The organism is Pseudoclavibacter sp. VKM Ac-2867 (assembly GCF_015351275.1).
Taxonomy (GTDB): Bacteria; Actinomycetota; Actinomycetes; order Actinomycetales; family Microbacteriaceae; genus Pseudoclavibacter.
In genome coordinates this window covers 1-22,746 of record NZ_JADKSL010000001.1, presented here as the reverse complement: position 1 = coordinate 22,746, position 22,746 = coordinate 1, and the positions used below count along the sequence as shown (strand labels likewise).

The 22,746-nt window shown below is 68.7% G+C and carries 19 protein-coding genes; 6 read left to right on the top strand and 13 right to left on the bottom strand.

Going from position 1 to position 22,746, the window contains the following annotated elements:
- Positions 1-72: 72 nt before the first annotated feature.
- The 5 genes from ITJ67_RS00095 to ITJ67_RS00075 form a co-directional block, all read right to left on the bottom strand.
- Positions 73-1,374 (bottom strand): NAD(P)H-dependent oxidoreductase, encoded by a 1,302-nt coding sequence (locus tag ITJ67_RS00095; protein WP_160070782.1) that lies wholly within the window; start codon positions 1,372-1,374, stop codon positions 73-75.
- Positions 1,375-1,419: 45 nt separating this feature from the next.
- Entirely contained in the window at positions 1,420-1,905 is a 486-nt protein-coding gene (locus ITJ67_RS00090) for a transcriptional regulator GutM (protein WP_194676348.1), read from the bottom strand.
- Between the two features lie 3 nt (positions 1,906-1,908).
- Complete coding sequence (locus tag ITJ67_RS00085; RefSeq protein ID WP_104298078.1) at positions 1,909-2,283, bottom strand: PTS glucitol/sorbitol transporter subunit IIA; 375 nt, start codon at positions 2,281-2,283, stop codon at positions 1,909-1,911.
- Between the two features lie 87 nt (positions 2,284-2,370).
- On the bottom strand, positions 2,371-3,447 hold the full coding sequence (locus ITJ67_RS20080) for a PTS glucitol/sorbitol transporter subunit IIB (protein WP_104240119.1): 1,077 nt from the start codon (positions 3,445-3,447) through the stop codon (positions 2,371-2,373).
- The gene (locus ITJ67_RS00075; RefSeq protein ID WP_104240118.1) at positions 3,444-4,046 is read right to left on the bottom strand and encodes a PTS glucitol/sorbitol transporter subunit IIC; all 603 of its coding nucleotides are present in this window, start codon (positions 4,044-4,046) and stop codon (positions 3,444-3,446) included. Before ITJ67_RS00075 ends, ITJ67_RS20080 begins: the two co-directional genes overlap by 4 nt.
- A gap of 275 nt (positions 4,047-4,321) precedes the next feature.
- On the opposite strand from ITJ67_RS00075, the gene ITJ67_RS00070 reads away from it, so the two are divergent.
- Both ITJ67_RS00070 and ITJ67_RS00065 read left to right on the top strand, forming a co-directional pair.
- Positions 4,322-5,206: an aldo/keto reductase gene (locus tag ITJ67_RS00070; protein ID WP_194676347.1), complete on the top strand. Its 885-nt coding sequence runs from the start codon at positions 4,322-4,324 to the stop codon at positions 5,204-5,206.
- 433 nt (positions 5,207-5,639) lie between these two features.
- Positions 5,640-6,524: a helix-turn-helix transcriptional regulator gene (locus tag ITJ67_RS00065; protein ID WP_194676346.1), complete on the top strand. Its 885-nt coding sequence runs from the start codon at positions 5,640-5,642 to the stop codon at positions 6,522-6,524.
- Positions 6,525-7,061: 537 nt separating this feature from the next.
- Here ITJ67_RS00065 and ITJ67_RS00060 read toward each other — a convergent pair.
- From ITJ67_RS00060 to ITJ67_RS00045, 4 genes are all read right to left on the bottom strand, one after another.
- A complete protein-coding gene (locus ITJ67_RS00060; protein WP_160070786.1) occupies positions 7,062-7,472 on the bottom strand; it encodes a cupin domain-containing protein in 411 nt (136 codons plus the stop codon).
- Positions 7,473-7,557: 85 nt separating this feature from the next.
- Complete coding sequence (locus tag ITJ67_RS00055) at positions 7,558-8,619, bottom strand: zinc-binding dehydrogenase (RefSeq protein WP_194676345.1); 1,062 nt, start codon at positions 8,617-8,619, stop codon at positions 7,558-7,560.
- A 588-nt stretch (positions 8,620-9,207) separates the two neighbouring features.
- On the bottom strand, positions 9,208-10,257 hold the full coding sequence (locus tag ITJ67_RS00050) for an FUSC family protein (protein WP_194676344.1): 1,050 nt from the start codon (positions 10,255-10,257) through the stop codon (positions 9,208-9,210).
- 57 nt (positions 10,258-10,314) lie between these two features.
- On the bottom strand, positions 10,315-10,974 hold the full coding sequence (locus ITJ67_RS00045; protein WP_160070787.1) for a hypothetical protein: 660 nt from the start codon (positions 10,972-10,974) through the stop codon (positions 10,315-10,317).
- A gap of 37 nt (positions 10,975-11,011) precedes the next feature.
- Here ITJ67_RS00045 and ITJ67_RS00040 point away from each other — a divergent pair, with 37 nt between their 5' ends.
- Entirely contained in the window at positions 11,012-11,950 is a 939-nt protein-coding gene (locus tag ITJ67_RS00040; protein WP_194676343.1) for an alpha/beta hydrolase, read from the top strand.
- A 63-nt stretch (positions 11,951-12,013) separates the two neighbouring features.
- Here the strand turns inward: ITJ67_RS00040 and ITJ67_RS00035 are convergent, their stop codons facing one another.
- Genes ITJ67_RS00035 through ITJ67_RS00025 form a run of 3 tightly spaced genes read right to left on the bottom strand, consistent with a single transcriptional unit; the run spans position 12,014 to position 16,809 of the window.
- Positions 12,014-13,144: a hypothetical protein gene (locus ITJ67_RS00035; RefSeq protein WP_194676342.1), complete on the bottom strand. Its 1,131-nt coding sequence runs from the start codon at positions 13,142-13,144 to the stop codon at positions 12,014-12,016.
- Positions 13,141-15,186: a hypothetical protein gene (locus ITJ67_RS00030; protein WP_194676341.1), complete on the bottom strand. Its 2,046-nt coding sequence runs from the start codon at positions 15,184-15,186 to the stop codon at positions 13,141-13,143. The genes ITJ67_RS00035 and ITJ67_RS00030 overlap by 4 nt, the downstream gene beginning before the upstream one ends.
- Before the next feature lie 3 nt (positions 15,187-15,189).
- Positions 15,190-16,809, bottom strand: coding sequence for a phenylacetate--CoA ligase family protein (locus tag ITJ67_RS00025; protein WP_323741335.1), 1,620 nt, complete (start codon positions 16,807-16,809; stop codon positions 15,190-15,192).
- Positions 16,810-16,980: 171 nt separating this feature from the next.
- Here ITJ67_RS00025 and ITJ67_RS00020 point away from each other — a divergent pair, with 171 nt between their 5' ends.
- Positions 16,981-17,985, top strand: coding sequence for an intradiol ring-cleavage dioxygenase (locus ITJ67_RS00020; protein WP_194676340.1), 1,005 nt, complete (start codon positions 16,981-16,983; stop codon positions 17,983-17,985).
- Between the two features lie 43 nt (positions 17,986-18,028).
- A complete protein-coding gene (locus ITJ67_RS00015) occupies positions 18,029-18,322 on the top strand; it encodes a twin-arginine translocase TatA/TatE family subunit (RefSeq protein ID WP_194676339.1) in 294 nt (97 codons plus the stop codon).
- On the opposite strand, the gene ITJ67_RS00010 is transcribed toward ITJ67_RS00015, so the two are convergent.
- The gene (locus ITJ67_RS00010; protein WP_194676338.1) at positions 18,274-20,850 is read right to left on the bottom strand and encodes an excinuclease ABC subunit UvrA; all 2,577 of its coding nucleotides are present in this window, start codon (positions 20,848-20,850) and stop codon (positions 18,274-18,276) included. The genes ITJ67_RS00015 and ITJ67_RS00010 overlap by 49 nt on opposite strands.
- A 145-nt stretch (positions 20,851-20,995) precedes the next feature.
- On the opposite strand from ITJ67_RS00010, the gene ITJ67_RS00005 reads away from it, so the two are divergent.
- Positions 20,996-22,177: a Gfo/Idh/MocA family protein gene (locus ITJ67_RS00005; protein WP_160070794.1), complete on the top strand. Its 1,182-nt coding sequence runs from the start codon at positions 20,996-20,998 to the stop codon at positions 22,175-22,177.
- Positions 22,178-22,746: the final 569 nt, after the last annotated feature.

The window sequence follows — 22,746 nt, the reverse complement described above, 5'->3', positions numbered from 1 at the left end:
GTTCACATGATCCTATCGACCGACGATCAGGCGCCCGGTTCAGCCGGGCGCCCGACGGGTGTCGGACCGGGGTCAGGCGCCGATGACGCCAGCCGCGACCAGCGAGTCCTGCAGACGGCGCATCGCGATGAGCGGACGCGTCTCGTCGAGCTCGACGTCGTCGTAGGAGACGATCTCGCCCGCCTTGATGTCGCGCTTCAGGATGCCACCGGAGATGAGTCCGATCGGGATCGAGTTGTCGGCGCGTGCCTCGTCGGCGTCGACGGCCCAGCCGTGCACGTGGTGCCCGCCCATGCCCTCGAGCTTCGTGCCGGCGGCGAGGTCGAACTTCGCCTTCGAAGCGACCTCGGTGCGCCACGTGGTGGTCTGGAAGTCGGCGCGGCGCTCGAGCACGGCCTCGCTGATCGAGAGGATCGCCTCGACGGAGGCGAGGTGGTACGGACGGTAGAGGGCGTAGTACGGGCCCTTGCCGAGCTTCAGGTAGTCGAGCTCGTGCGTGACGACATCGTCTTCCGACTTCACGACGACGAATACGCCTGGCGCGACATCGCCCTCGACCGTATACTCGACAGCCGGGGTCGAGGTGAGGACTCCGCCGTCCTCGACGGGGATGAGCGTGGTCGCGAGCGTCGCGATGTCAGCAGCCGGGCCGTGCATGCCCGGCTTGTTGACGGGGAAGCCGGTCGCGTTCGAGAGGGAGGCCATCTCGATCTGCGTCTTCGTTCCGTCGGTGAACTCGCACAGGATGCGCGGGTTCATGTTCTTGGCCTTCGCCTCCTCCATGACGTCCTCCGGCACGTCCGTCGGGCGGTTCGGGTTGTTCTTGCCCTTGCCGGCCGCGACGACGGTGAGGCCGAGGTCGGTGGCGTGCTCGACGAGCTTGAGTGCCTCGACGGGCTCGTCACCGCGGCAGATCGTGTAGATCTGCTGTCCGGCGTTGGCGATGCTTGCCAGGAACAGCCCAACGGTCACGTCTGCCTCGACGGTCATGAGAGCGACGTCCTTCTTGCCGAGGAGCGACGCGTAGGCGACCTGCGCCGCGATCTCGGTGACACCGGAGACCTCCAGCACGACGTCGACGGGGAGCTTCGGGATGAGGAGACCGTCGTTGATGACCACCGGGCGGCGAGCCTCGATGTGCTCGGCGACCACGGCGAGGTCATTCTCGACCTGGACGTCGCTGCGGCCGGCGCGAGTGTACGCATCCACACCGCGCTCGACGGCGATGTCGGCGACGACGGCGACCTCCATGCCCTTCGCTCGCTCGATCTGGGCGATGAGGCCTGAGCCCATCTGACCGGCCCCCACGACGCCGACGCGGATGGGGCGGCCGAGTTCTGCTTCACGCTGGATGAGGCGCTGGGTGTAGTTCATGTGCGTTCCTTGCTGAGTTCGTGGGGTGGGGTGCTGATCAGGGGGCTAGTTGCTGACGCGGGAGAGGCCGGCGAACTGCTTCGGGGCCGCGCCCTTGACAGCGTTGGGCTGCGCACGCTTCTTCTTGCCCTTGACCGGTGGCAGCGTGACCTGGGCGCGCACCGTGTGCGGCAGCATGCTGATCGCCTGGCGGACGGCGGTTCCGAGGTGCTTGTGGCGGGCCTCCGCGCGGTCGTAGACCGTTTTGAGCGGGCCCTCGAGGTCGGGTGCGGGCTTCAGGCGTCCGAAGACGCTGAACCCGAGGAGCGCGCGCGCCTCGACGACCTCGAGCGTGGTCGGGTCGACGAGCAGCACGGCGATAGCGCCGCGGAAGGCGCCCTTGCCTCGACCGCTGACGAGGTTGAGGTTCTTGCCGGCGTTCGCCTTCGCGATCTCGTTGACCTGGCTCATGTAGGCGCGCATCTGCACGACCGTCATGAGCATGCTCAGGACAAGCGCGAGGACCAGAACGGCGGGGAATCTCCAGTCCATGATCTACACCTCGTTCCGGCGCACGCTGATGAGTGCGCCCTCGGCGGGAGTCGTGAGGGTGCCGGTCGCCTGGATGGCGCCCGGGAGGAGCGCGGTGTCTTCCGCGTTCAGGTAGAGCACCACGTGACCCAGTTCCTGCAGGTTCGGGTTGGCGAGGTCGCCGACCGCGGTGACCGTGACGGCCTCGTCGCCGATCACGAACTCGTCGCCGGCCTGCACGGGGACGAACTCACCCGAGTGGCCCTTGTGCACGAGGCTGACCTCGGCGAGCGCATCCGGAACGGGTTCGCCGAAGAGGATGTAGACGCCACCCTCGAACATGTCGTTCGCGTCGGGTCCGATGCGTGCGATTTCTGACTGCCAGATGGTCGTGGACACGTGGTGGTCCTTTCTTGAGGCGGGAGGTTGAAGCGAAGTTCAGGGGTGGATGCGCGGGCGGGCCGGGTGCGGCCCGCCCGGCGCCCACTAGATGAGGAGGAAGGAGGCGAAGTAGGCGAGCACAACCGCGAGAGGCGACGTGATCTGCCTGGAGAACAGCACGGCGGGGACACCGACCGCGACCGTCTCCGGCTCAGCCTCACCGAGGGAGAGACCGACGGGGATGAAGTCACAGCCGACCTGGCCGTTGACCGCGAAGAGCGTCGGCAGTGCGTACTGCACCGGCAGCGCGCCTGCCGCGATCTGCGTGCCCATGAGCACGCCGACGACCTGGGCGATAGCGGCACCTGGGCCGAGGATCGGCGACAGGAACGGGAGACCCGTGATGACGCCGAGCAGGATCAGGCCGATCGGGTTCGAGGCCAGCGGCGAAACCGCGTTGGCGATGAAGTCCGAAGCACCCGTGTACGTGACGACTCCGATGAGGAGCGAGACGTACGCCATGAACGGCAGGATCGTGTTGAGGGTCAGCTTGATCGCCTGGCGGCCCGAGGAGAGCAGCGTGTTGATGAAGTAGCCGATGGCGTTTCCGAACTTCACGACGAAGCCCGTGAATCCGCTTCCCTGCGCTGCGACCCTGGCGCGTGCATCCGCCTTGGCCTTCGCCGCGACCTCTTCCGGGCTCAGGCTGGGCGCCTCGGCTGCGGCCGGGGCACCAGCTGCTGCCGTTGCCGCCGCGTCGAGCGCGACCACGTCGCGAGGGGCGACGTCGGAGACGAAGATGTCCTCGGTGATGAACTGGGCGAGCGGGCCGCCCGGTTCGCCGGGGTACACATCCACCGTCGGGATGCGCTTCTTCGGGTACACGCCGATGCGCGCCGTGCCACCGCAGTTGATGACCGCGCAGAGCACGTTGGCGTCCGGCACGTTGTTCTTGAAGCCGTCGACGGCCTCAGCGCCCGTGAGCTCAGCGATCTTCTGGGCAACCGGGTGGATGCCACCGCCCGTGACCGACAGGACGATGTTCTTCTCAGCGTTGGGGACGAGCGTCAGCCCGTCGCCCCAGCCGCCGCGACCGCGGTTGACCTTGACGCCCTTGTAGTCCGCGGTGCTCGCGCCGCCGTCGGCCGAGTTGGCGTTCGTGTTCTCAGCGTCTGTGCTCACAGGACACCACCTTCGCTCTTGGAGCCCTGGAGGTGGCCCTCTGCATACATCTCGTCGAAGCGAGCGAACGTCGCCTCGTGTCCGCCGCGCTTGATGAGGATCTTCGTGATCCACTGCGTCGTTATGCCGCGGATGAAGATGACGACGATGCCGACCATGAAGTACAGGGCCGCGAGGGTCGCGTACTTGTCCGGCGCGATGGAGAGGACACCGGCGGAGATGCCCGTCCAGACGAACAGCTCACCCGCGTTGGCGTGAGGCAGGAATGCGGTGACCGGGTGCACGAACGACACTGCGGAGTCGTAGAAGGCCGGCTTGTAGCGCTCGGGGAGGAAGCGGCCGAACGTGTAGGCCATGGGGTTCGTCAGCATGATGACCGCGATGATCGGCATGACCGTGTAGCGCGTGATCGCGTACTTGCCAGCCCAGCGGACGGCGCGCGTGACGCGCTCCTCGCCGATCCACGTGGTGACGGCGTACATTGCCGTGAGCAGCACGAGAAGGAGGGGGAGGATGCCCGTGATGAGACCCATGAGGCTCTCGGCGGAGGCGTTGAAGAGGCCGATGAAGTTCTCGGCGATCCAGGTGATTACTTCCATGCCGGCTGCCCTCCCGACGTGGTCGTCGAGCTGTGCTCGACTGTGCTGGCCGCGAGGGCGGCGAGCGGCGACGTAAACCGCATGTTCTGACTCCTTTGTCGGGGTGTGCACGAAGTTGCAAATAGATATGATCGTTTGTGCACCTGCCGAAAGTGTAGGCATGCGGGACCCAGTGCGCAAGTGCGGGTTTTCGCCCATCCGAAACGGCTTCGGTTCGACTGACAGGTTCTGTCAGAACCTGCCACCCCTCAGCCGCCAGACGTAGCGTTTTCAGCATGAGCACCACGAACCTCACCCTGAACAACGGCGTCGAACTGCCCAGCATCGGCTTCGGCGTCTACCAGTCCGCACCAGAAGAGACCGCAGCCGCCGTCGCCGAAGCCCTGCGCGTCGGCTACCGCCACATCGACACCGCCGCCGCCTACGGCAACGAGCGGGAAGTCGGCCAGGCGATCGCCGCATCCGGAGTGCCCCGCGACGAGATCTTCGTCGAGACCAAGGTCTGGATCAGCGACTACGGCTTCGACGAGACCCTCCACGCCTTCGACAAGTCGGCCCGCAAGCTCGGCCTCGAGCAGCTGGACCTGCTCATCCTCCACCAGCCGCTCCCCACCGACTGGGAGAAGACGATCGGCGCCTACCGTGCCCTCGAACGGCTCTACGCCGACGGCAAGGTGCGCGCCATCGGCGTCAGCAACTTCATGCCAGACCACCTCGACCGGATGCTCGACGCGACCGACATCGTGCCGGCCCTCAACCAGATCGAACTGCACCCCTACTTCCAGCAGAAGGACGTGCAGGAAGCGGATGCGCGCCACGGCATCCTCGACCAGGCCTGGTCACCCATCGGCGGCATCACCTTCTACCGCGAAGGTGACGGCGGAAGCACCCTCGAGGACTCGACGATCCGCACCATCGCGGACGCCCACGGCAAGAGCCCGGCGCAGGTCATGCTGCGCTGGCACGTGCAGGAGGGCCGCTCGGTGATCCCCAAGTCGGTCAAGCCGCACCGCATCGCCGAGAACTTCGACATCTTCAGCTTCGAGCTCACGCCCGACGAGGTCGCCCAGATCGACGCCCTCGACAAGGGCGTGCGCCGCGGGCCCGAGCCCGAGTCGCTGACCCTCGAGGCCTACGGCATGCCCATCCCCGAGGCCTGATCGGTGCGGCCTGATCCGCGAGGCCTGATCCGCGCGGCCGCGCGCCTCTCTGCGCTGACCCCACCTCGCGGTGGTTCTCCCCTCGCGAGTGTCCAACTTCCGGGACGAGAACGCCCGCGCAGGCCCGGCCCGCGCGCCTGAGCCGATCTGGTCCCGGAAGTTGGCCAGCCACCCCGTCTTCAGCCGAGCCGGGACGGCCTGGCTCCCGGGCAGGCTCCCGGGACAACGCCGGGGCCAACGCCGGGGCCGAGGCCCCGAGGCCCGGGCCGGCTTGCCTACGCCCCTGTCCAACTTCAGTGCAGAATCAGCCCCGACGGGCGCTCTGCTCGCGTTCCCGCAGAGATCTGCACTGAAGTTGGACAGCGCTCCTGCATCCGCCACCAGGTACTCGCGGGGCCTCCCTCGCTCGGGCCTGCGGGCGTAGCTTGGACACATGAACGATGTGCGCGCGCAGGTGAAGGAGTTCCTCAGCTCCCGCCGGGCGAAGATCACCCCTGAGCAGGCCGGGTTGCCGGCCTACGGAGGGAACCGCCGCGTCGCGGGCCTCCGGCGCGAAGAGGTCGCGATGCTCGCTGGCGTCTCTGTTGACTACTACGTGCGGCTCGAGCGCGGCAACCTGTCGGGCGCCTCGGAGAGTGTGCTCGATGCCATCGCGTCGACGCTGCAGCTCGACGAGGCAGAGCGCGAGCACCTGTTCAACCTCGCACGGGCGAGCGCTCCATCCAGGCGAGTGTCGAAGAAGCGGGGCGGCGGCGAGCTGCGCGCCTCGGTGCGTCAGATGCTCGACGCGTTCTCCGAGGCACCCGCGTGGGTGCGCAACGACCGTCACGATGTCCTCGCGGCCAACCGCCTCGGCCGGGCGCTCTACTCCCCCGTCTTCGACGACCCTCGCCGGCCCGTCAACACGACGAGGTACATCTACCTGAATCCGGCGGCCCGTGAGTTCTGGCCGGACTTCGACCGCATCGCCGCCGACGCGGCATCCATGCTGCGAATGGAGGCGGGCCGGAACCCCCACGACCCCCAGCTGCACCAGCTCATCGGAGAGCTATCGACGCAGAGTGAGCTGTTCCGCGAGATGTGGGCGGCGAAGGACGTGAAGTTCCACCGCAGCGGCGTGAAGCGCCTGAACCACCCAATCGTCGGCTTGCTCGAGTTGAACTTCGAGTCGCTGCCACTGCCGAGCGAGCCCGGCCTCACGATGAACGTCTACACGGCCGCCGAGGGAAGCGCCAGCGCCGACGGCTTGCGGATGCTCGCGTCCTGGGCGGCGACAGAGTTCCCCGTCGAAGCGCAGGCAGCCTTCCAGCAGCAGTAGGCGCGGGCTCGCTGCCATCTGCCTGCTGCCTGCTGCTTGCTGCTTGCTGCTGCCCTGCCGCACGCAGTCGCCTCTCTGACGGACGCAAAAGTGAGCCAGAAGCATCCACCGCCAAGGATTCTGGATGTGCATCTGGCTCACGTTTGCGGAGGCGCAAGGTGGAGAGTCAGCGGGTGGCCGAGCGACGCCCGAGGCCTCGCCTGCCGGCGCGCGAGCTCTCGCTCGCTCGCTCGACTGACGGGCGCAGAAGTGAGCCAGAAGCATCCACCGCCAAGGATTCTCGATGCTTCTGGCTCACTTTTCAAAGGCGCCGGGCGTGCAAGGTCAGCGGGTGGCCGAGCGACACCCGAGGCCTCGCCCGCCGGCGCGCGAGCTCTCGCTCGCTCGACTGACGGGCGCAAAAGTGAGCCAGAAGCATCCACCGCCAAGGATTCTGGATGCACTGGCTCACGTTTGCGGAGGCGTGGGTCGGTGGGCAGGGTCAGCGGGTGGCTGAGCGGCGCACGAGGCCCTGCCGGCCGTCGCGCGCTCTCCCCACTAGCTCTGCGGGTATTCCTCCGGCGTGAGCAGCTCGCCCCAGACCGTCTCGGGCTCGTCGGAGTCAGCACCTGGAGCTTCCCAGAGCGCGAGGTGGCACATGAAGTTGTCGGCGGATGCGCCGTGCCAGTGCCACTCGCCGGCCGGGGTGTAGACGGTGTCGCCCGGGCGCAGCTCGATGAGCTCCTCACCACGCGACTGCACGTAGCCGTACCCCTCGGTGACGTGCAGGGTCTGACCGACCGCGTGGCGGTGCCAGGCCGTGTGCGCGCCCGGTGTGAAGCGCACCAGGTTGAGGCGGGTGCGCGACGGTTCGGTGCCCGCGTAGTAGGCATTGAAGTAGACGTCGCCGGTGAACCACTCGGCTGGCCCCTTGCTGGTCGCGCTCTTCGGCTGGAGTTCAGTGCTCATGAAGGTGTTCCTCTCGACAATCGATCACGCAATTTCGGTTCGTGCGCGGCCGCGCATGCGGTGAGCGTGCACGGCCGCTGGGCGCCTACATCTGGACGAGCACCTTGAGGGCTTCGCGCGCATCCATCGCGGCGTAGCCGGCCGGCACCTCGTCGATGCCGATCGTGCGGTCGAAGACGAGGCCGGGGTTGATGTCGCCGTTCAGCACCTGCTGGATAGCCGGTTCCATGTAGGCGCGGACGGGGGCGGGCCCGCCGGTGAGGGTGACGTTCCTGCCGAAGAGCGAGCCGAAGCCGATGGGGGCTTCCTCGTACTGCGGCACACCGACCCGGGAGATGACGCCGCCGGGGCGCACGATGCCGTAGGCCTGCTCGTAGGCGGGCATGTGGCCGACTGCTTCGAGGACGACGTGGCTGCCTTCGCCGTTCGTGAGGTCCATGACCTGCGCGATGCCGTCGTCACCGCGCTCGGCGACGACGTCGGTTGCGCCGAACTCGATGCCGAGATCGGTGCGCGAGGTGTGGCGACCCATGAGGATGATGCGCTCCGCGCCGAGCTGCTTGGCGGCGAGCACAGCCGAGAGCCCGACGGCGCCGTCACCGATGACGGTGACGGTCTTGCCGGCTTCGACACGACCCATGTGGGCTGCGTGGTAGCCGGTCAGATACACGTCGGACAGCGTCAGCAGGCTCGCAGTGAGCTCAGGGCTCTCCCCTCGGCCGAGCGCTGCGGCGTCGACGCCGGGCACGACGACCAGGCTGCCGTCGGCCTGCGGGATACGGGCGAACTCCGCCTGCAGACCGCCGACCTCGGGGCTTCCGTAGAAGCCGCCATGGAGGCACGACGTCTGCACACCCTCGCGGCAGAACACGCACGTGTTGTCCTGGAACGCGAACGGCGCGATGACGAAGTCGCCGACCTCCAGGGTCGTGACGGCAGCGCCGATCTCCTCGACGATGCCGATGAGCTCGTGTCCCATCGGGGACCCCTGTTCGCTCGACTGCATCGAGTGATACGGATGCAGGTCCGAACCGCAGATGCACGCCTGCGTGACGCGAACAATCGCGTCGGTGGGCTGCTGGATGGTCGGGTCGGCGACGGTCTCGACTCGGACGTCGCCTGCCGCGTACATGAATGTGGCCTTCATGGGTGCCTCTCGTTGCGCTTCCGGGAATGGCAGCGCGCCCGCCGCCCTCCTCGAGAGCGCCGGCCGCCGCCGTTCCTCCATTGGATCGCTACCAGCCTGCGCCCGGGAGGGTCGGTCGTGCCAGGTACTGGCATGCCCTGCCACGGCGCGCGCGGCGGGCGTCCGGCGTGGAGCGCGGCCAACTTGCGTGACGAGAACGGCGCACCGGGGCCCGAAGGGCACATTCCGGGCCCATCCATCCCGCGAGTTGAACAGAGGGGATTCCGACGGCGGGGCAGGGGGCCGCGACGGCGGGGCAGGGGGCCCCGAGGACGGGATAGGGGATTCCTAGGTCTGGATAGCAGGCCAGCTCTCTCAGCGGCGGCCAACTTGCGTGACGAGAACCGCTGCCGGGCCCCTGAGAGCGCATCCCCGACCGCCTCATCACGAAAGTTGGCCAGGTGGGGCAAACGGGCGGCACGTGCGCGCGGCCAACACAGGCGCGCGGCCAGCACGGCCGAACGGCCGGTGCAGGCGCGCAGGGCGAGAGACTCGGCCGAGCAGGCCCGGGCGACCAACCGCGCGAAGGCGGAGAGGCGTGCCTTGCCGCTACGCGTCAGCGGTGAGCCCCTCGTGGATGCGGCGGAGGTCTTCGATGAGGGAGCCGATGAGCACCCAGCTGCCGCCCTTTGGTGCCGAGACGACCAGCGGAGCGGTGAGGGCGGGCGGTTCGAGGATGAACCCGCGGGGCTCTCCGGGTTCGCTCGGGATGAGGATGCGCGTGTCGTGGGCGGCCCGTCGGAGTTGCTCGGCGATCGCGATGGCCTGCGGCTCGTCCGCGAGGGTCGGCTCCCAGTGCTCTGCGACGGCACGGGTCATGCCGGTGAGCTGTGTGACGATCGGGCGGAAGCGGTCGAGGAGCTGCCGGCACTCGACGAGTTCCTCGTGGTGGCTCGACTTGCGCGGGTTGAACGCGAGGGACTCGAGGCCGTCGGCGATCGAGTTCTCTGCGGCGCCGGCCATGGGTCGCAGCAGGCGCGCCTTGAGGAGCATCTCGGTGAGGCTCGCGGCGGTCTGCGGCTGCTCGATGGCGTCGGCGAGTCGCTCCAACGACGCGGCGATCTCGTTGCCGAGCATCGCGGTGTCGCGTTGCGCAGGCCCGACGAGCACTGGCGGCAGGATGATGGCGTTCACGAGCAGCCCGAAGGCCGCGCCGATGAGGGTCTCGAGGATGCGGTCGAGCGCGTACTCGGGCGTGGATGCGCCGAGCGCGAGCACGAGCATGGCGCTGATGGCGACCTGGTTGCTGGTCGTCGCGGTCATGCGCAGCAGCCAGGCGACGACCATGGCGACGACGATCGCGAGGAGGATCACCCACGACTGGGGGCCGAGGACAAGCGAGATGGCGCTCGCGACGGCGACGCCGATGACGACGCCGGCACTTCGCTCGAGCGCCTTCGCGAACGACTGGTTGACGCTCGGCTGTACGACGAGCAGCGCGGCGACGGCCGCGAACACCGGCAATGGGCCAGGGATGAGCCACCCTGCGAGCAGCCAGGCGCCCACCGCCGCGACGGCGGTCTTCGCGACCTGCAGTGCGGGCACGCGCTTGCTCGCCTGAATCCGGTCGAGGCCGGTGAGACGGGAGAGGGAGCGCACTGACTCAGCGTATGCCGCGGGCCGGGGACGATGCTCAGCGAGTGCCAGGAGCCTCGGTCAGGACGTGGTCGCCGTGAAGATGACGAAGGCCAGGACGATGAGCAGCAGGATGACGAAGACGAAGACGCCGCCGGCGATCAGCAGGGCGAGGGCGACCGGGTGCGCCTGCCACCACGGCACGAGGCGAGGGTCCCGCTGGCGCAGCTGCGGCGGCGTGACGAGCTCGGGGACGGACATCCACGGCACGCCCCGGCTCGAGAGGTCCTGCATGATCGCCGTGAGCTGCTGCGTGCTCCACATCTGCCCGACGAGGATCAGCAGGCGGCGGTCGTGGCCCGTCACGATGAGGTGATGGGTGGGAGGTCCGGAGAAGCCGCCGAATGACATCCGGTCGACCGTGACGACGCTGGTGGCCTCTGCCGCCGCGAACCGGCGGGTGCGGAACATCCACTTGTGCTCGATCCAGCCGTCGCCGAAGCGGATGTAGGTCTCGCGCATCGACTTGCGCGCGAGCCAGATGGAGAGCGGCACGGAGCCCCCGAGGAGGACGACGATCAGTGCGCCGTAGCCGAAGCCGAGCCAGAAATCCTGCAGCGAGAAGATGACGGTGAGGATCAGCAGGAGAGGAGCGAGCATCCCGAGGCTGATCCAGGACTGCCGCATGTTCAGCGCGACGGCACGGCGCTGGGTTTCCGGGGAGAGGCGTAGCTCGTGCATTCGAAGAGCCTAGAGCGTGTGCCCGTATGGTGGGCGGATGCCGAGACGCTCGCCGACTGCACCGCACGGGGTGGATGCGACGGGTTCCTCCGTCGCTGGACCGAACGGCCCGGTTCCGGTCCGCAGCTACGCGCCCGCCGCCGGCACTCCCCTGATCTCGGGTTCCCCAGTGATCTGGCTGCACGGCGGCGGCTTCTACTCGGGCGGCCTCGACCAGCCGGAGACGCATGAGGTCGCGCTCGCGCTGGCGCGCACCGGGTTCGAGGTGACGACGGTCGACTACCGGCTCGTGACGCTCGGCGGGCGCGACCGGGCCCAGCGCGAGGCGTCCGGGTCCGCGAAGGGTCCGGAGCGGTCCGGACGTGCGGAGCAGTCAGGACGCTCAGCTCGGTCGGAACGCGACCGCCGCCCCGATGTGCGTTTCCCGGTACCGCTCGACGACGTGCTCGCGGTCGTCGAGGCGGTCGCCTCCCGGTCGGGTCGTGATGTGGTGCTCGGCGGGGCGAGTGCCGGGGCGTGCCTCGCTGCTGCGGCGGCGTACCGGCTCGCGCGGGCTGAGCGCTCTCCCGTGCGTGGCCTCTTCCTGACCTACGGGACGTTCCACGCGCAGCTGCCGACCCGGTCCTCCGAGCTGCTGAGCCGACTGCGCGGAAGCCGCCGCTACGTCCACACTCCCTGGCTCATCGGTGCTATGAACCTCAACTACGCGGGGAGCGAGGACGTGCTCTCACGTCCGGATGCGTTCCCCGGCGGACACGACCTGACGGGCCTCCCGCCGTCGCTTGTGGTGGACGCGGACCGCGACGCGATGCGCGCATCCGGTTCGTCGTTCGCGCGCGAGCTCACCGCAGCCGGTGTCGACACCGAGTACCGCGTGATTGCCGGAAGTGCGCACGCCTTCCTCAACCGGCCACGCGACCCGGCCTTCACGCTCGGCATCGACCTGATCAGCGAGTGGATGCGGCGCCTCGACTGAGTGGACCTGAGTGGACCTGAGCGGACCGCAGCGGACGGTGAGGTCCGCGCGGAGGGGCGCTGTTCAGCGTCGCGGGGATCTGGGCGGATGTGCGTCTCTCGGCACTCCGACGCGCGTGACGAACAGTGGCACGTCGCGGCGGGAGAGGCCGAGCCGGTAGCGCAGCTCGCCCTGCGCGAGCGATGAGTCGATGACCTCTGAGGCTGGCGCGAAGGCTGCCCCGCGCGCAGTCGCACGCAGCCAGAGGCGCATGAGCGCCCGGCCCGCTTCGAGCACTCGCGCAGGTGGCAGCCCGAGCGGGGAGTTGAGCACCCGCGTGATCTCTGCCCCAGAGCCGAGGTCGAGCAGTTTGGTGTCGGCGACGAGCACGAAGGCCGTCGCCTCGGCGGGGGCGTCTTCGTCGGCGGCCGAAACGGGTACCTCCAGCAGCACCCGACGCCACAGCTCGCCGAGCGGTGCGGTGACGCCGACTGCCGCGTCTCGGAGGCGCCGCTTCCTGGTGAACGCCGAGGCGACCCGGGTGGCGAACGCGGGGATGCCGAGCGCCTTGTCGTTCAGCCCATCGACCGTGTAGCGCGGATGGGAGGGGTGGAGCCGCAGCCAGTGCGCGAGCTCGCGCGCCACATCTGGCTCTCGCAGAGTGTCGGCTGTGCCGAGGGACGAGAAGTGCCGCAGGTCATCGGCGTCGATGGGAACGAGCCGCAGCCACTCGGGGAGCGAGCCGGAGAGCTCGAGCACAAGACCACGCGCGGGCTCGAGCCCGCTGCGCACGGTCTTGCGTGCGGCGAGCATCCGTCGCTCGGAGTCGGGGTCGAACGCGGACTCGGCGTGCTGTGTCGTGTCGCCGCCGGCCGAAGACGCGGTGTCGTGGTGCAGCTGGATGCGGAGCACCGGTTCGTCGCTTCTGGCCTGCACGATCGCTTCCGGGTCTGCAAGCGCGGGGAGGAGCTCGACGTCGAAGGCCACGCCGTGCGCTGCCGCGCTGACGCTGAAGGCCTCGAGCCACGCGCCGAGACCGAGCAGCGTGTCGCGACCGCTCGGGTCTGCGGCGGGGAGCGTCCGCTTCCGCGAGACTCTCAGCTCCACGGCCGCCCCGTCACCGATCATGCGCGGCGACCACGGCTGGGTGTTGTGCGCTGACGGTGCCGACGCTGCGTCGGCGATGATCTGATTCAGCGTGTGGATGCCGGTCATGGCTGCTCCCCCTGGTTCGTCCCCTGCTGCTGCCCCGCGATCGGTGTGTCTGCGCTCTGACTGCTCCGAGAGCCCACGGGCCGCCGGTAGAACACCGTGCTGTGCAGCTCCGATCCGCCCATCCTGCTGAGCTGCCTCGCCGAGGCGGGGTTGTCGAGGCCGATGTAGGTCGAGCGCAGCGCCGTGTAGCCGCCCTCGATGAGTGCCTCACCGACGGTGCGCCCCAGCAGCGTGCTGATCCCGCGGCCGCGAGCGTCGGGTGCTGTGCCCTGAATGGTGAGCACCGCTTCCCGTGGCTCCCGCCGTTGGCGCCAGATCTCGAGCAGCTGCCTCGCCCCGATGCGACCGGAGGAACGCTGCACGATGCGAGTCACGTCGGGCACGCAGAGCAGGAAGCCGAGTGGCGCACGTGTCTTCGCGTCGAGCGCGAACACCCAGATGGCGGGGTCGATGATAGCCACGAGCCCGCTGGTCGCCTCGCGCATCTGCGTTGGCGAGATCTGCGTGTAGTAGGGCAGCTCGGCGAAGGCGGCGTTGACGAGTTCCCGCTGACGGGCGACATCGCGCGCGAACCGCAAGCGCGACGCCCGCTCGATGACGATGCCGGCGGCCTCGAGTTCGGCCTCTGTCGGGGCCGTGAAGGCGTCGCTCTCGATCTGCCCGAGGCGGCCTTGCTCAAGGCGGGCGATCCAGGTCGCCGACTCGTTCCACGTCGTGAAGCCCAGCTCTTCGTACGCGCCTGGTACCCAGTCCGGGTTCCAGGCCCCCTCGACGAACCCTCGCTCGCCGAAGCCCGAGGTGATGACGCCGCCCACTTGATTGGGGAGCAGGGTGACAGGTCCGAGGAGCTCGCGCCGACCGGTCTTCGCCGCACGTTCCTCGACGGCTCCGACGATGGCTCCAAGTGCTTCCGCGTCGGCTGCGGCGACTGCCCCGAACAGCTGCAGCCTCGAGTTCAGCTTCGCATCGAGGGCGCTGCTCGTGTGCGTGACGGCGCGGGCAACCGGCATGCCCCCGCGGTAGGCGAGCAGCAGCTCGACCTTCGACTCGTGCGCGTGCTTGTCCTTCCACCACGAGCGGAGTGTCGACTCGAGCACCGGCACCTCACGGCTCGGGTCTGAGACGCGCCCCGGCAGCTCCACGAACTCCAGGAACTCGAGCTCAGAACTGACGCATCGCACCTCGATCCCGCGTGACTTCGGCTTCTCCCCAGCACGGCCAGAAAGCACATCGGTGGTCAGGACCGAGCCAGGCACCGCTGCGACTGGGCCGCGCGCACCCACATCAGTCCCGCGACCATCCGCTTCGTGAGCCACTCTGCCTTCGACGGTCGCCAGCTCCTCCTCGCTGGCGAAGAGTCGGATGAACCCGGCGTCGGCGTTCTTGGTGTCCTTGACGATCCACTGCATGAGGTGCCGGTGCTCGGGCATCCTCGCGAAGCGGATGAGGGCGTCGCGCGTCGAGAAGTTCGCCAGCGTGCCGAGCGTCCACGGCGCCTCCCAGTAGATGCCGTGCCAGCAGTAGTCGGGCATGCGCCGCATCTTGCCGGTCATCCGGCCCCAGATTCGACTCGTCACTGCCCAGGCGAGTGGGGTCGTGTAGCGGGTCGCACCCACGAACATCGATGCGGTGTCGAAGATCGTGTGCGACGGCGGCGGGATGGGCGTCGTGAGCCGCTTCGGCTTGCGCGTGGGCTCGGCGACGAGCGGTGGCGTGCGCCCTTCGGCCCGTTCCTTGGCGACGGGGGCGAAGTGGGGGTTGTGCGCCATCTCGCCGGGTGGCGGCTCGGGGTCGGCCCGCCAGATGCCGTTCGAGTAGCCGCGGGTCTCGGCGAGCAGGAGCTTCGTGCGCCCGTCGTGTCGAGCGGCGACCTCGCGGGCGCGCTCGACGCTCGCGAAGAGCAGCAGCTCCCCCGTGACCCGACGGTCGCGGAGGCGTCGCCGCCAGATCACGCCCTCCCGCTCGGCGCTGCGCCCCTCGACGATGACAAGGGCCTCCGCCCTTCCCTGGATGGGCGCCTTCGAGAAGTCGGTGGTGTACACGGCCTACTCGGCGTTCTTCACGACGTAGACGTTCTTGATCTTCGCGTTGCCCCCGGTGAACGGCCCCGTGCCGAAGGAGTGCACCTCGATGCGGAGATCACCCGTCGTCGGGTCCTCGTCGAGCGACTGGGCGAAGTCGCGCGAGACGGAGGCGAGGTGGTCGACGATGCCCGCCCTCGTCGTCTCGCTGAGCGCCGCGAGCTCCTCACTCGAGAGCGCCGCGCCCTCTCGCAACTGGAGATGCACGACCGGCCGCTGCTCGTGGCCGTCGAGCTCCAGCAGACCGAGCTTGAACGACTCGATGTCGCCAGCGTGCGGGTTGTCTCGGTAGAGCCCGTTCTCGATGTCGATCGGATAGAGGTTCGCGCCCATGTACGAGATGGTCGAGTCCTTCCTGCCGAAGAGCAGGAGGAACGGCAGCTTCATCCGCTGGACCGCGAATGCGCGGTGAAACGCCCTGGACAACGCGGGGTCGAGCTCGGCGATCTTCTCCCGTACCTCGGGGAACGAGAGGATCTTCGCCTCGTCGCCGATGTTGTAGCGCAGCTTCGGGCTGAGCACGGCAGACGAGTTGAGGGTCACGACGAGCTCGTTGCTCGCGTTCGTCTCGAGGTAGGTCTCGAGCGGGTTGTACTGGAAGACCATCGGGATGCGCGACTCGTCGTCACCGAGGAGCGCCCGCCTCAGCCGCTCGTCGGCGAACATCGCCCGGCGCAGCCAGACGCATGCGTCTGACTCGCCCGCCATGCCGATCGTGAGGTCGGATGCCCCGTACCCCGAGTACACGCGGCCGAAGCGCTCCTCCAGGTAGTCACGCAGCCCCTCGGTCATCGCCTCGCCTCCGACGAAGCCGTTGAGTCGATGCTTCGACCAGTCGAACCACTCCTCGCCGTCGAGCCGGTCGCGAAGGTGCTTCAGGAACGGCGGGTAGGCGCTCACCAGGTACTGGTACTTCGGGCCGAAGTGACGGATGGTGTCGACGATCTTGTCGATGTCCGGCCCGGTGTTCTTGACCATCGAGATCTTCGACAGCGCGTGGCCCGTGTTGGTGCCGGTCGCCCAGGCCCCCATCGAGAAGGCGTTGATGCCGAAGAGCTTCTTCGTGCCGAACAGCAGCGTGATGTAGCCCGCCACGTTGTTGTGGATGGTCTTCAGCTCGTGCCGCCCGCGGATCCAGTTGAAGGGGGAACCGCTCGACCCGCTCGACTCATCGACCACGGTGCCGACCGTGTCGATCTCCCCGCCCCAGCAGCGCTCGTCTTCCGTGTAGCGCTTGACGTAGTCGTCCTTGCTCGTCTCGGGGTAGCTCGAGAGCTGCCACCACCGGAACGTGAAGTCGTTCTCGTGCAGCCACCGCTGGTACGCGGGCACGTCGAGGTTGGCGCGCTGGCAGATCATCCAGGCGTTGAACTTCGCGAAGTCGCCCATGGCCGGCACGTAGTGGCGGGCGGTCCACCGCCAGACGGCGGGGTGCAGGTGGTAGAGGTCGTAGGTCTTCGTGAGCGCACCGGAACCGAGTCGCAGCAGCGTCTGCCGCAGCTTGGATGCACGCTGCAGGCCGGCTGGTCCTGGGCTCGCCGCTCTGCCTGTCGCCGACTCCCGAACATCGATCTGCTGCGTCACGTCGCTGCCCCGCCTCTCGCCACCGCCGAAGTGTGCGCATAGCTAAGCACGAGCCACGGACATTCAGCCTGGGATCAACGCCATAGCCAGAGCATAGGCATGGCATAGCCCCCTCCTGGGCCGGCGACTCATGCTGACGTCCATCCCACGACGAAGAGCAGGAGCACCACGATGATCAAGATCCCCGAACCAGACCTCACGCCTGACGGACCCGCCTACGAGGGCAGGCTCCTCGACCGAGCGGACGAGGAGGTCGTCGACCAGGGCGTCGCCTTCGACATCGGCACGCTCCTGTCGCGGCGCGGACTGCTCAGCATCTTCGGGGTGGGGGTCGGAACGGTCGCCCTCGCCGCGTGCACCCCAGCCGGATCCGGTGCTGCGGGCACCGCCGCGGCGACGGCAGCGGCCACGGCCAGCCCGTCCGCGAGCGCATCGGCAGCAGCCGGCGCCCTCCCCGCGAGCGAGATCCCCGACGAGACAGCCGGCCCCTATCCGGGCGACGGCTCGAACGGCGCGGATGTGCTCGAGCAGTCCGGGGTCGTGCGCAGCGACATCCGCACGAGCATCGGCAGCAGCACTGCAGCTGCCGGTGTGCCCATGACGCTCACGCTCACGATCCTCGACATGGCAGACGGCGACCGGCCGTTCGAGAACGTCGCCGTCTACGTCTGGCACTGCGACGCCACAGGCGGCTACTCCATGTACTCCGAGGGCATCGAGAACGAGACCTTCCTCCGCGGGGTCCAGGTCGCCGACAGCTCGGGCAGCGTCACCTTCACGTCGATCTTCCCTGCCTGCTACACGGGCCGCTGGCCGCACATCCACTTCGAGGTGTACCCGACGGTCGACGACATCACCGAGTCCACCAACGCGATCTCGACCTCGCAGGTCGCGCTGCCCGAGTACGCCTCGAACGCCGTCTACGCGCTCGCAGGCTACGAGGGATCCGCCTCGAACCTGGCCCAGGTCAGCCTCGACTCCGACAACGTGTTCGGCGACGACGGCGGTGCCCTGCAGCTCGCAACCGTCACGGGCGATGCGACGAGCGGCTACAACGTCGCGCTCACCGTGCGCGTCGACACCACGACCGCCCCGACCGCAGGCGCGGCCCCCTCCGGCGGTGGCGGTGCCGGAGGGCCAGGCGGCTCCGGCGGGCCCGGGGCACCCGGGAACTGATCGACCGCCGACAATCGACAACCGACAACCGAAGGGACCCTTCATGCTGGCGAATCTCACCGGCTGGCACGGCCTCGCCGTGCTCGCCATCATCGTGCTCATCTTCGGCGCGTCCAAGCTGCCCGCCCTCGCGAAGAGCGTCGGACAGTCGATGCGCATCCTCAAGACGGAGGTGCGAGAGCTCGACACCGAGGTGACCGAGGCACCCCCGGCACCCCCGGCGGAGGTCAGCACCGACGGTCACCCCAAGAGAGGAACGCCGAGCCAGCCGCGAGGAGCGGACCCGGATCAGCGCTTCCCGGATGCCGCCAGCCGCTCCACGGCGAGCTTCAAGTAGGGAGCGGTCGCGCTGCCGTCGGCAGCCGCCACCTCCTGCGGGGTGCCCTGCGCGACGACCTCGCCGCCCTCGTCCCCCGCACCCGGCCCCATGTCGATCACCCAGTCCGCGCCGGCGACGACGCGCATATCGTGCTCGACGAGGATGACGGTGTTCCCCAGATCGACGAGGTCGTGGAGATGCCCGAGGAGGCGATCGGAATCAGCGGGGTGCAGCCCCGAGGTCGGCTCGTCGAGCAGATAGAGGGTGTCACCCTGCTGAGCCCGACGCAGCTCGGCAGCAAGCTTCACGCGCTGCGCCTCACCGCCTGAGAGCTCCGGCGCGGGCTGGCCGAGCGAGACGTAGCCGAGCCCGACATCGGTGAGCGCGTCCAGATGCTGGAGCACCTCCGCCCGACCGGCGAACTTCTCCCGAGCCTCGGTGACGCTCATCGCGAGCACGTCCGCGATCGACGACCCCTCGTACTCGATCTCCAGCGTCTCCGCGTTGTAGCGCTTCCCGCCGCAGGTCGAGCACGGCGCCTGCACCGTGGGCAGGAAGAGCAGCTCGACCTCCATCGTCCCCTCGCCCTTGCACGTCGGGCAACGACCGCTCGGGAGGTTGAACGAGAATCGACTCGCCGAGTACCGCCTGCGCTTCGCCTCATCCGTCGCCGCGAACAGGGAGCGGATGCGGTCGAACAGCCCCGTGTAGGTCGCGACGTTCGAGCGTGACGTGCGCCCGATCGGCGCCTGGCTGACCTGCACGATGCGCGTGAGCCGCTCGGCCGGGCCGATGGCTCGACCGCGCGTGGTCTCTGCCGCGACAGCGACCATGGGGTCCGCCCCGTCCGGCTCCTCATCGGCGACGGCCTCGCCCAGCTCACTCGCCAGACTCGCACGAAGCAGGTCGGGCAGCGCCTGGTTCACCAGCGTCGTCTTCCCCGAGCCCGAGACCCCCGTGACCGCGGTGAGGCAGCCGAGCGGGAACGCCACGGACAGTCCGCGGATGTTGTTGCGCACCACACCCTCGAGCGCAACCTGCTGCTCCCTGGGCCGAGCATCACGCAGCCTCGGTTTCGGCGAGTCCTCGCACTCGAACAGGTAGCGGCGCGTCACCGATTCCTCGGCGGACGTCACCCCCTCGAGATCGCCCGAGTACACGATGCGGCCGCCGGAGGCTCCGGCCCCCGGGCCGATGTCGACGATCCAGTCCGCCTCGCGGATCACGTCGAGCGAATGCTCCACGTAGAAGACCGTGTTGCCGCGATCACGAAGCCCGCGCAGGATCCGGAGGAGCGCCTCCGTGTCTGCAGGATGCAGACCCGCCGAGGGCTCATCGAGCACGAACACGACACCGAAGAGCCCAGCGAGCAGCTGGTTGGCGAGCCGAAGCCGCTGCAGCTCACCGCCGGAGAGCGTCCCAGTCTGCCGGTCGAGGGAGAGGTAGCCGAGCCCGAGGTCCGAGAGCGGCGCGAGTCGCGCGCACAGCTCACCGGCCAAGCGTCGCGCCGCGAGGTCCTGCTCCGGGGCCAGCGCCTGCCCCGCCCGAACCCAGCCGGGCTCGAGCACACGCTCCATCAGCACAGCCAGTTCGCGCAACGGCATCGCCGCGAGCTGCGTGATGTCGAGCCCCTCGAAGGTCACGGCAAGAGCATCCGGCTTCAACCGCGTGCCCCGACACGACGGGCACTGCACGCTCTCCATGAACGCGGCAGCCTTCTCGCGCATCCGCTCGCTCTTCGAATTGGCGAAGGTATCGAGCACGTACCGCTTCACGCCGACGAACGTGCTCATATACGAGGGCTCGTCGCCCGCCGCCACCGCAGCGCGAACCTGCGCGGGCGACCTGCCCGTGAACACCGGCACCTGCGGCTTCTCCGTCGTGTTCAGCAGCCACGACCGGCGCTCGCTGGGAACCTCGCTCCACGGGATGTCGATGTCGTAGCCGAGCGAGACGAGGCTGTCCCGGAGCTGCTTGCCGTGCCACGCCGTCGGCCACGCGGCGATCGCCCCGTCGCGGATGCTCAGCGACGCATCCGGGATCATGAGCGACTCGGGCACCTCGTAGACGCGGCCGAGCCCGTGGCAGTTCGGGCAGGCGCCCTGCACGGTGTTCGCCGAGAAGTCCTCCGCGAGCAGCATCGGCGCACCCTCCGGATACACGCCGACCCTCGAGAACAGCATGCGCACGACATTCGCGATCGTCGACGTGCTCCCGACCGTCGAACGCGCGCTTCCGCCTCCTCGCTGCTGCGGGAGCGCGACCGCAGGCGGCAGGCCCTCGACCGAATCCACGTCGGGCGGCGAGACCTGGTTCATGAGGCGGCGTGCGTAGGGTGCGACCGACTCGAAGTACCGCCGCTGGGCCTCCGCATAGAGCGTGCCGAACGCGAGCGAGCTCTTCCCAGAACCCGACACCCCCGTGAAGGCGACAAGCGCATCCCTCGGGATATCGACGTCCACGCCGCGCAGATTGTGCTCACGAGCACCCCGAACGACGACTCGATCCGGCGGCCCTGCGGTCAACTGTCCCTCGGCGAAACCCATCGACACAGCATGCCGCCCGCGCTCCTCCCGAAACTGAACGCTTCAGGTAACGCAAGGTTACGCAGAGCTACGACACGACCACACCGAGTAGAAATGTCTCGTTGTCCGAACATATGACAGCTCCCAGCTGGACAAAGGAGTTCCCATGACCGACCAGACCACCACCTCGCCCCGCACCATCGGCGTCGGCCTCATCAGCGTCGGCTGGATGGGTCGCCTCCACTCGCGCGCCTATCGAGCCGTCCCCGACCACTTCCCCGAGCTCGGCATCAAGACGCGGCTCGTCGTCGCGGCCGACCCCGTGCCGGAAGCCCGCTCACAGGCAGAGGAACGACTCGGCTTCGAGCGCACCGTCGCCGACTACCACGAAGTGCTCGCCGACCCAGAGGTCGACGTCGTCTCGATCTGCTCCCCCAACTTCCTGCACGCCGAGATGGCCATCGCGGCAGCCGAAGCCGGGAAGCCGTTCTGGATCGAGAAGCCCATGGGACGCTACGCGTCCGACTCGCGGCGCATCGCATCCGCAGTGGATGCCGCCGGCATCGTCACGGCTGTCGGGTTCAACTACCGCAACGCACCCGCGATCGCGCACATGAAGCAACTCATCGAGGATGGCGCCATCGGCCGCGTCACGAACGTGCGCGGCGCGCTCCTCGCCGACTACTCGTCCGACGCCCTCGCACCGCTCACGTGGCGCTTCGAGCGCGAGCGCGCAGGATCCGGCGTGCTCGGCGACCTGCTCTCGCACGGACTCGACCTCGCCCAGCACGTCGTCGGCCGCATCGGCAGCGTCTCCGCGACCGCCGAGACCTTCATCACCGAGCGCCCAGCCCCGGGCACGGGCATCGTCGACCGCTCCGCCCCCGGAACCGGGGAGCTGAAGCCCGTCGAGAACGAGGACTACGCGGCCCTGCTCATGCGCTTCGACAACGGCGCCATCGGCATCATGGACTCCAGCCGCATCATGCGCGGCCCCCGCGCCGAGTACGCCCTCGAGGTGTACGGCACGAACGGCTCGCTGCGGTGGGACTTCCAGCGCCTCAATGAGCTCGAAGTCTGCCTCGACTCCTCGACCCCGTACGGCTACACGACCGTCTACATGTCCCCCGGACACGGCGAATTCCACCGTTTCCAGCCAGGCGGCGGAACCGGCATGGGCTTCGACGACCTCAAGACCATCGAGGCGGCGCGATTCCTGGAGAGCGTCGTCACGGGCCGCCAGGTCGCTCCGTCGGTCGCCGACGGGCTCGTCGCCGCGCAGATCGTCGAGGCCGCGGAGGCGTCCATCGAGGACGGCCGCTGGCACGACGTGCCCGCGCGCGCGTAGCCGCCGGCACGGCGCCTCCGCCGACGCCGATCCCGATTCCGGCGTCCCGAACCTCAGAGTCGCGGAGCCCGTGGAAGTCTCGGGATGGGGAAGTCACTTCGTTGCAGGAACATCCCCAGCACGAAGTGACTTCCCCAGCCCGAGACTCCGCGCCACGCACCCGAGACCACATCCCCGCCCGCGTGTAACCGCCGCTGGCGCCGCCGCGACTGCCGAGCCCCGGCACCCAAGCCCCTGGAGCCTCCGAATCCCCAAGCCCCGGGGTCCCGGAGCCCGCGAAAGTCTCGGGCTGGGAAAATCACTTCGTTGCAGGAACATCCCCAGCACGAAGTGACTTCCCCATCCCGAGACTCCGCGCCGCGCACCCGAGACCACATCCCCGCCCGCGCGCAGCCGCCGCTGGCGCCCCAGACTTCGACTCCGCCGACACGTCGCCAACGACCTCGCCCCCGCCGACGAGTCCCGGAACCCCAAAGTCGCGAAGTCACCGGAGTCCCCAGAGCCCCCAGAGTCCCAGAGCCCCGGAGCCCGTGGAAGTCTCGGGATGGGGAAGTCACTTCGTTGCAGGA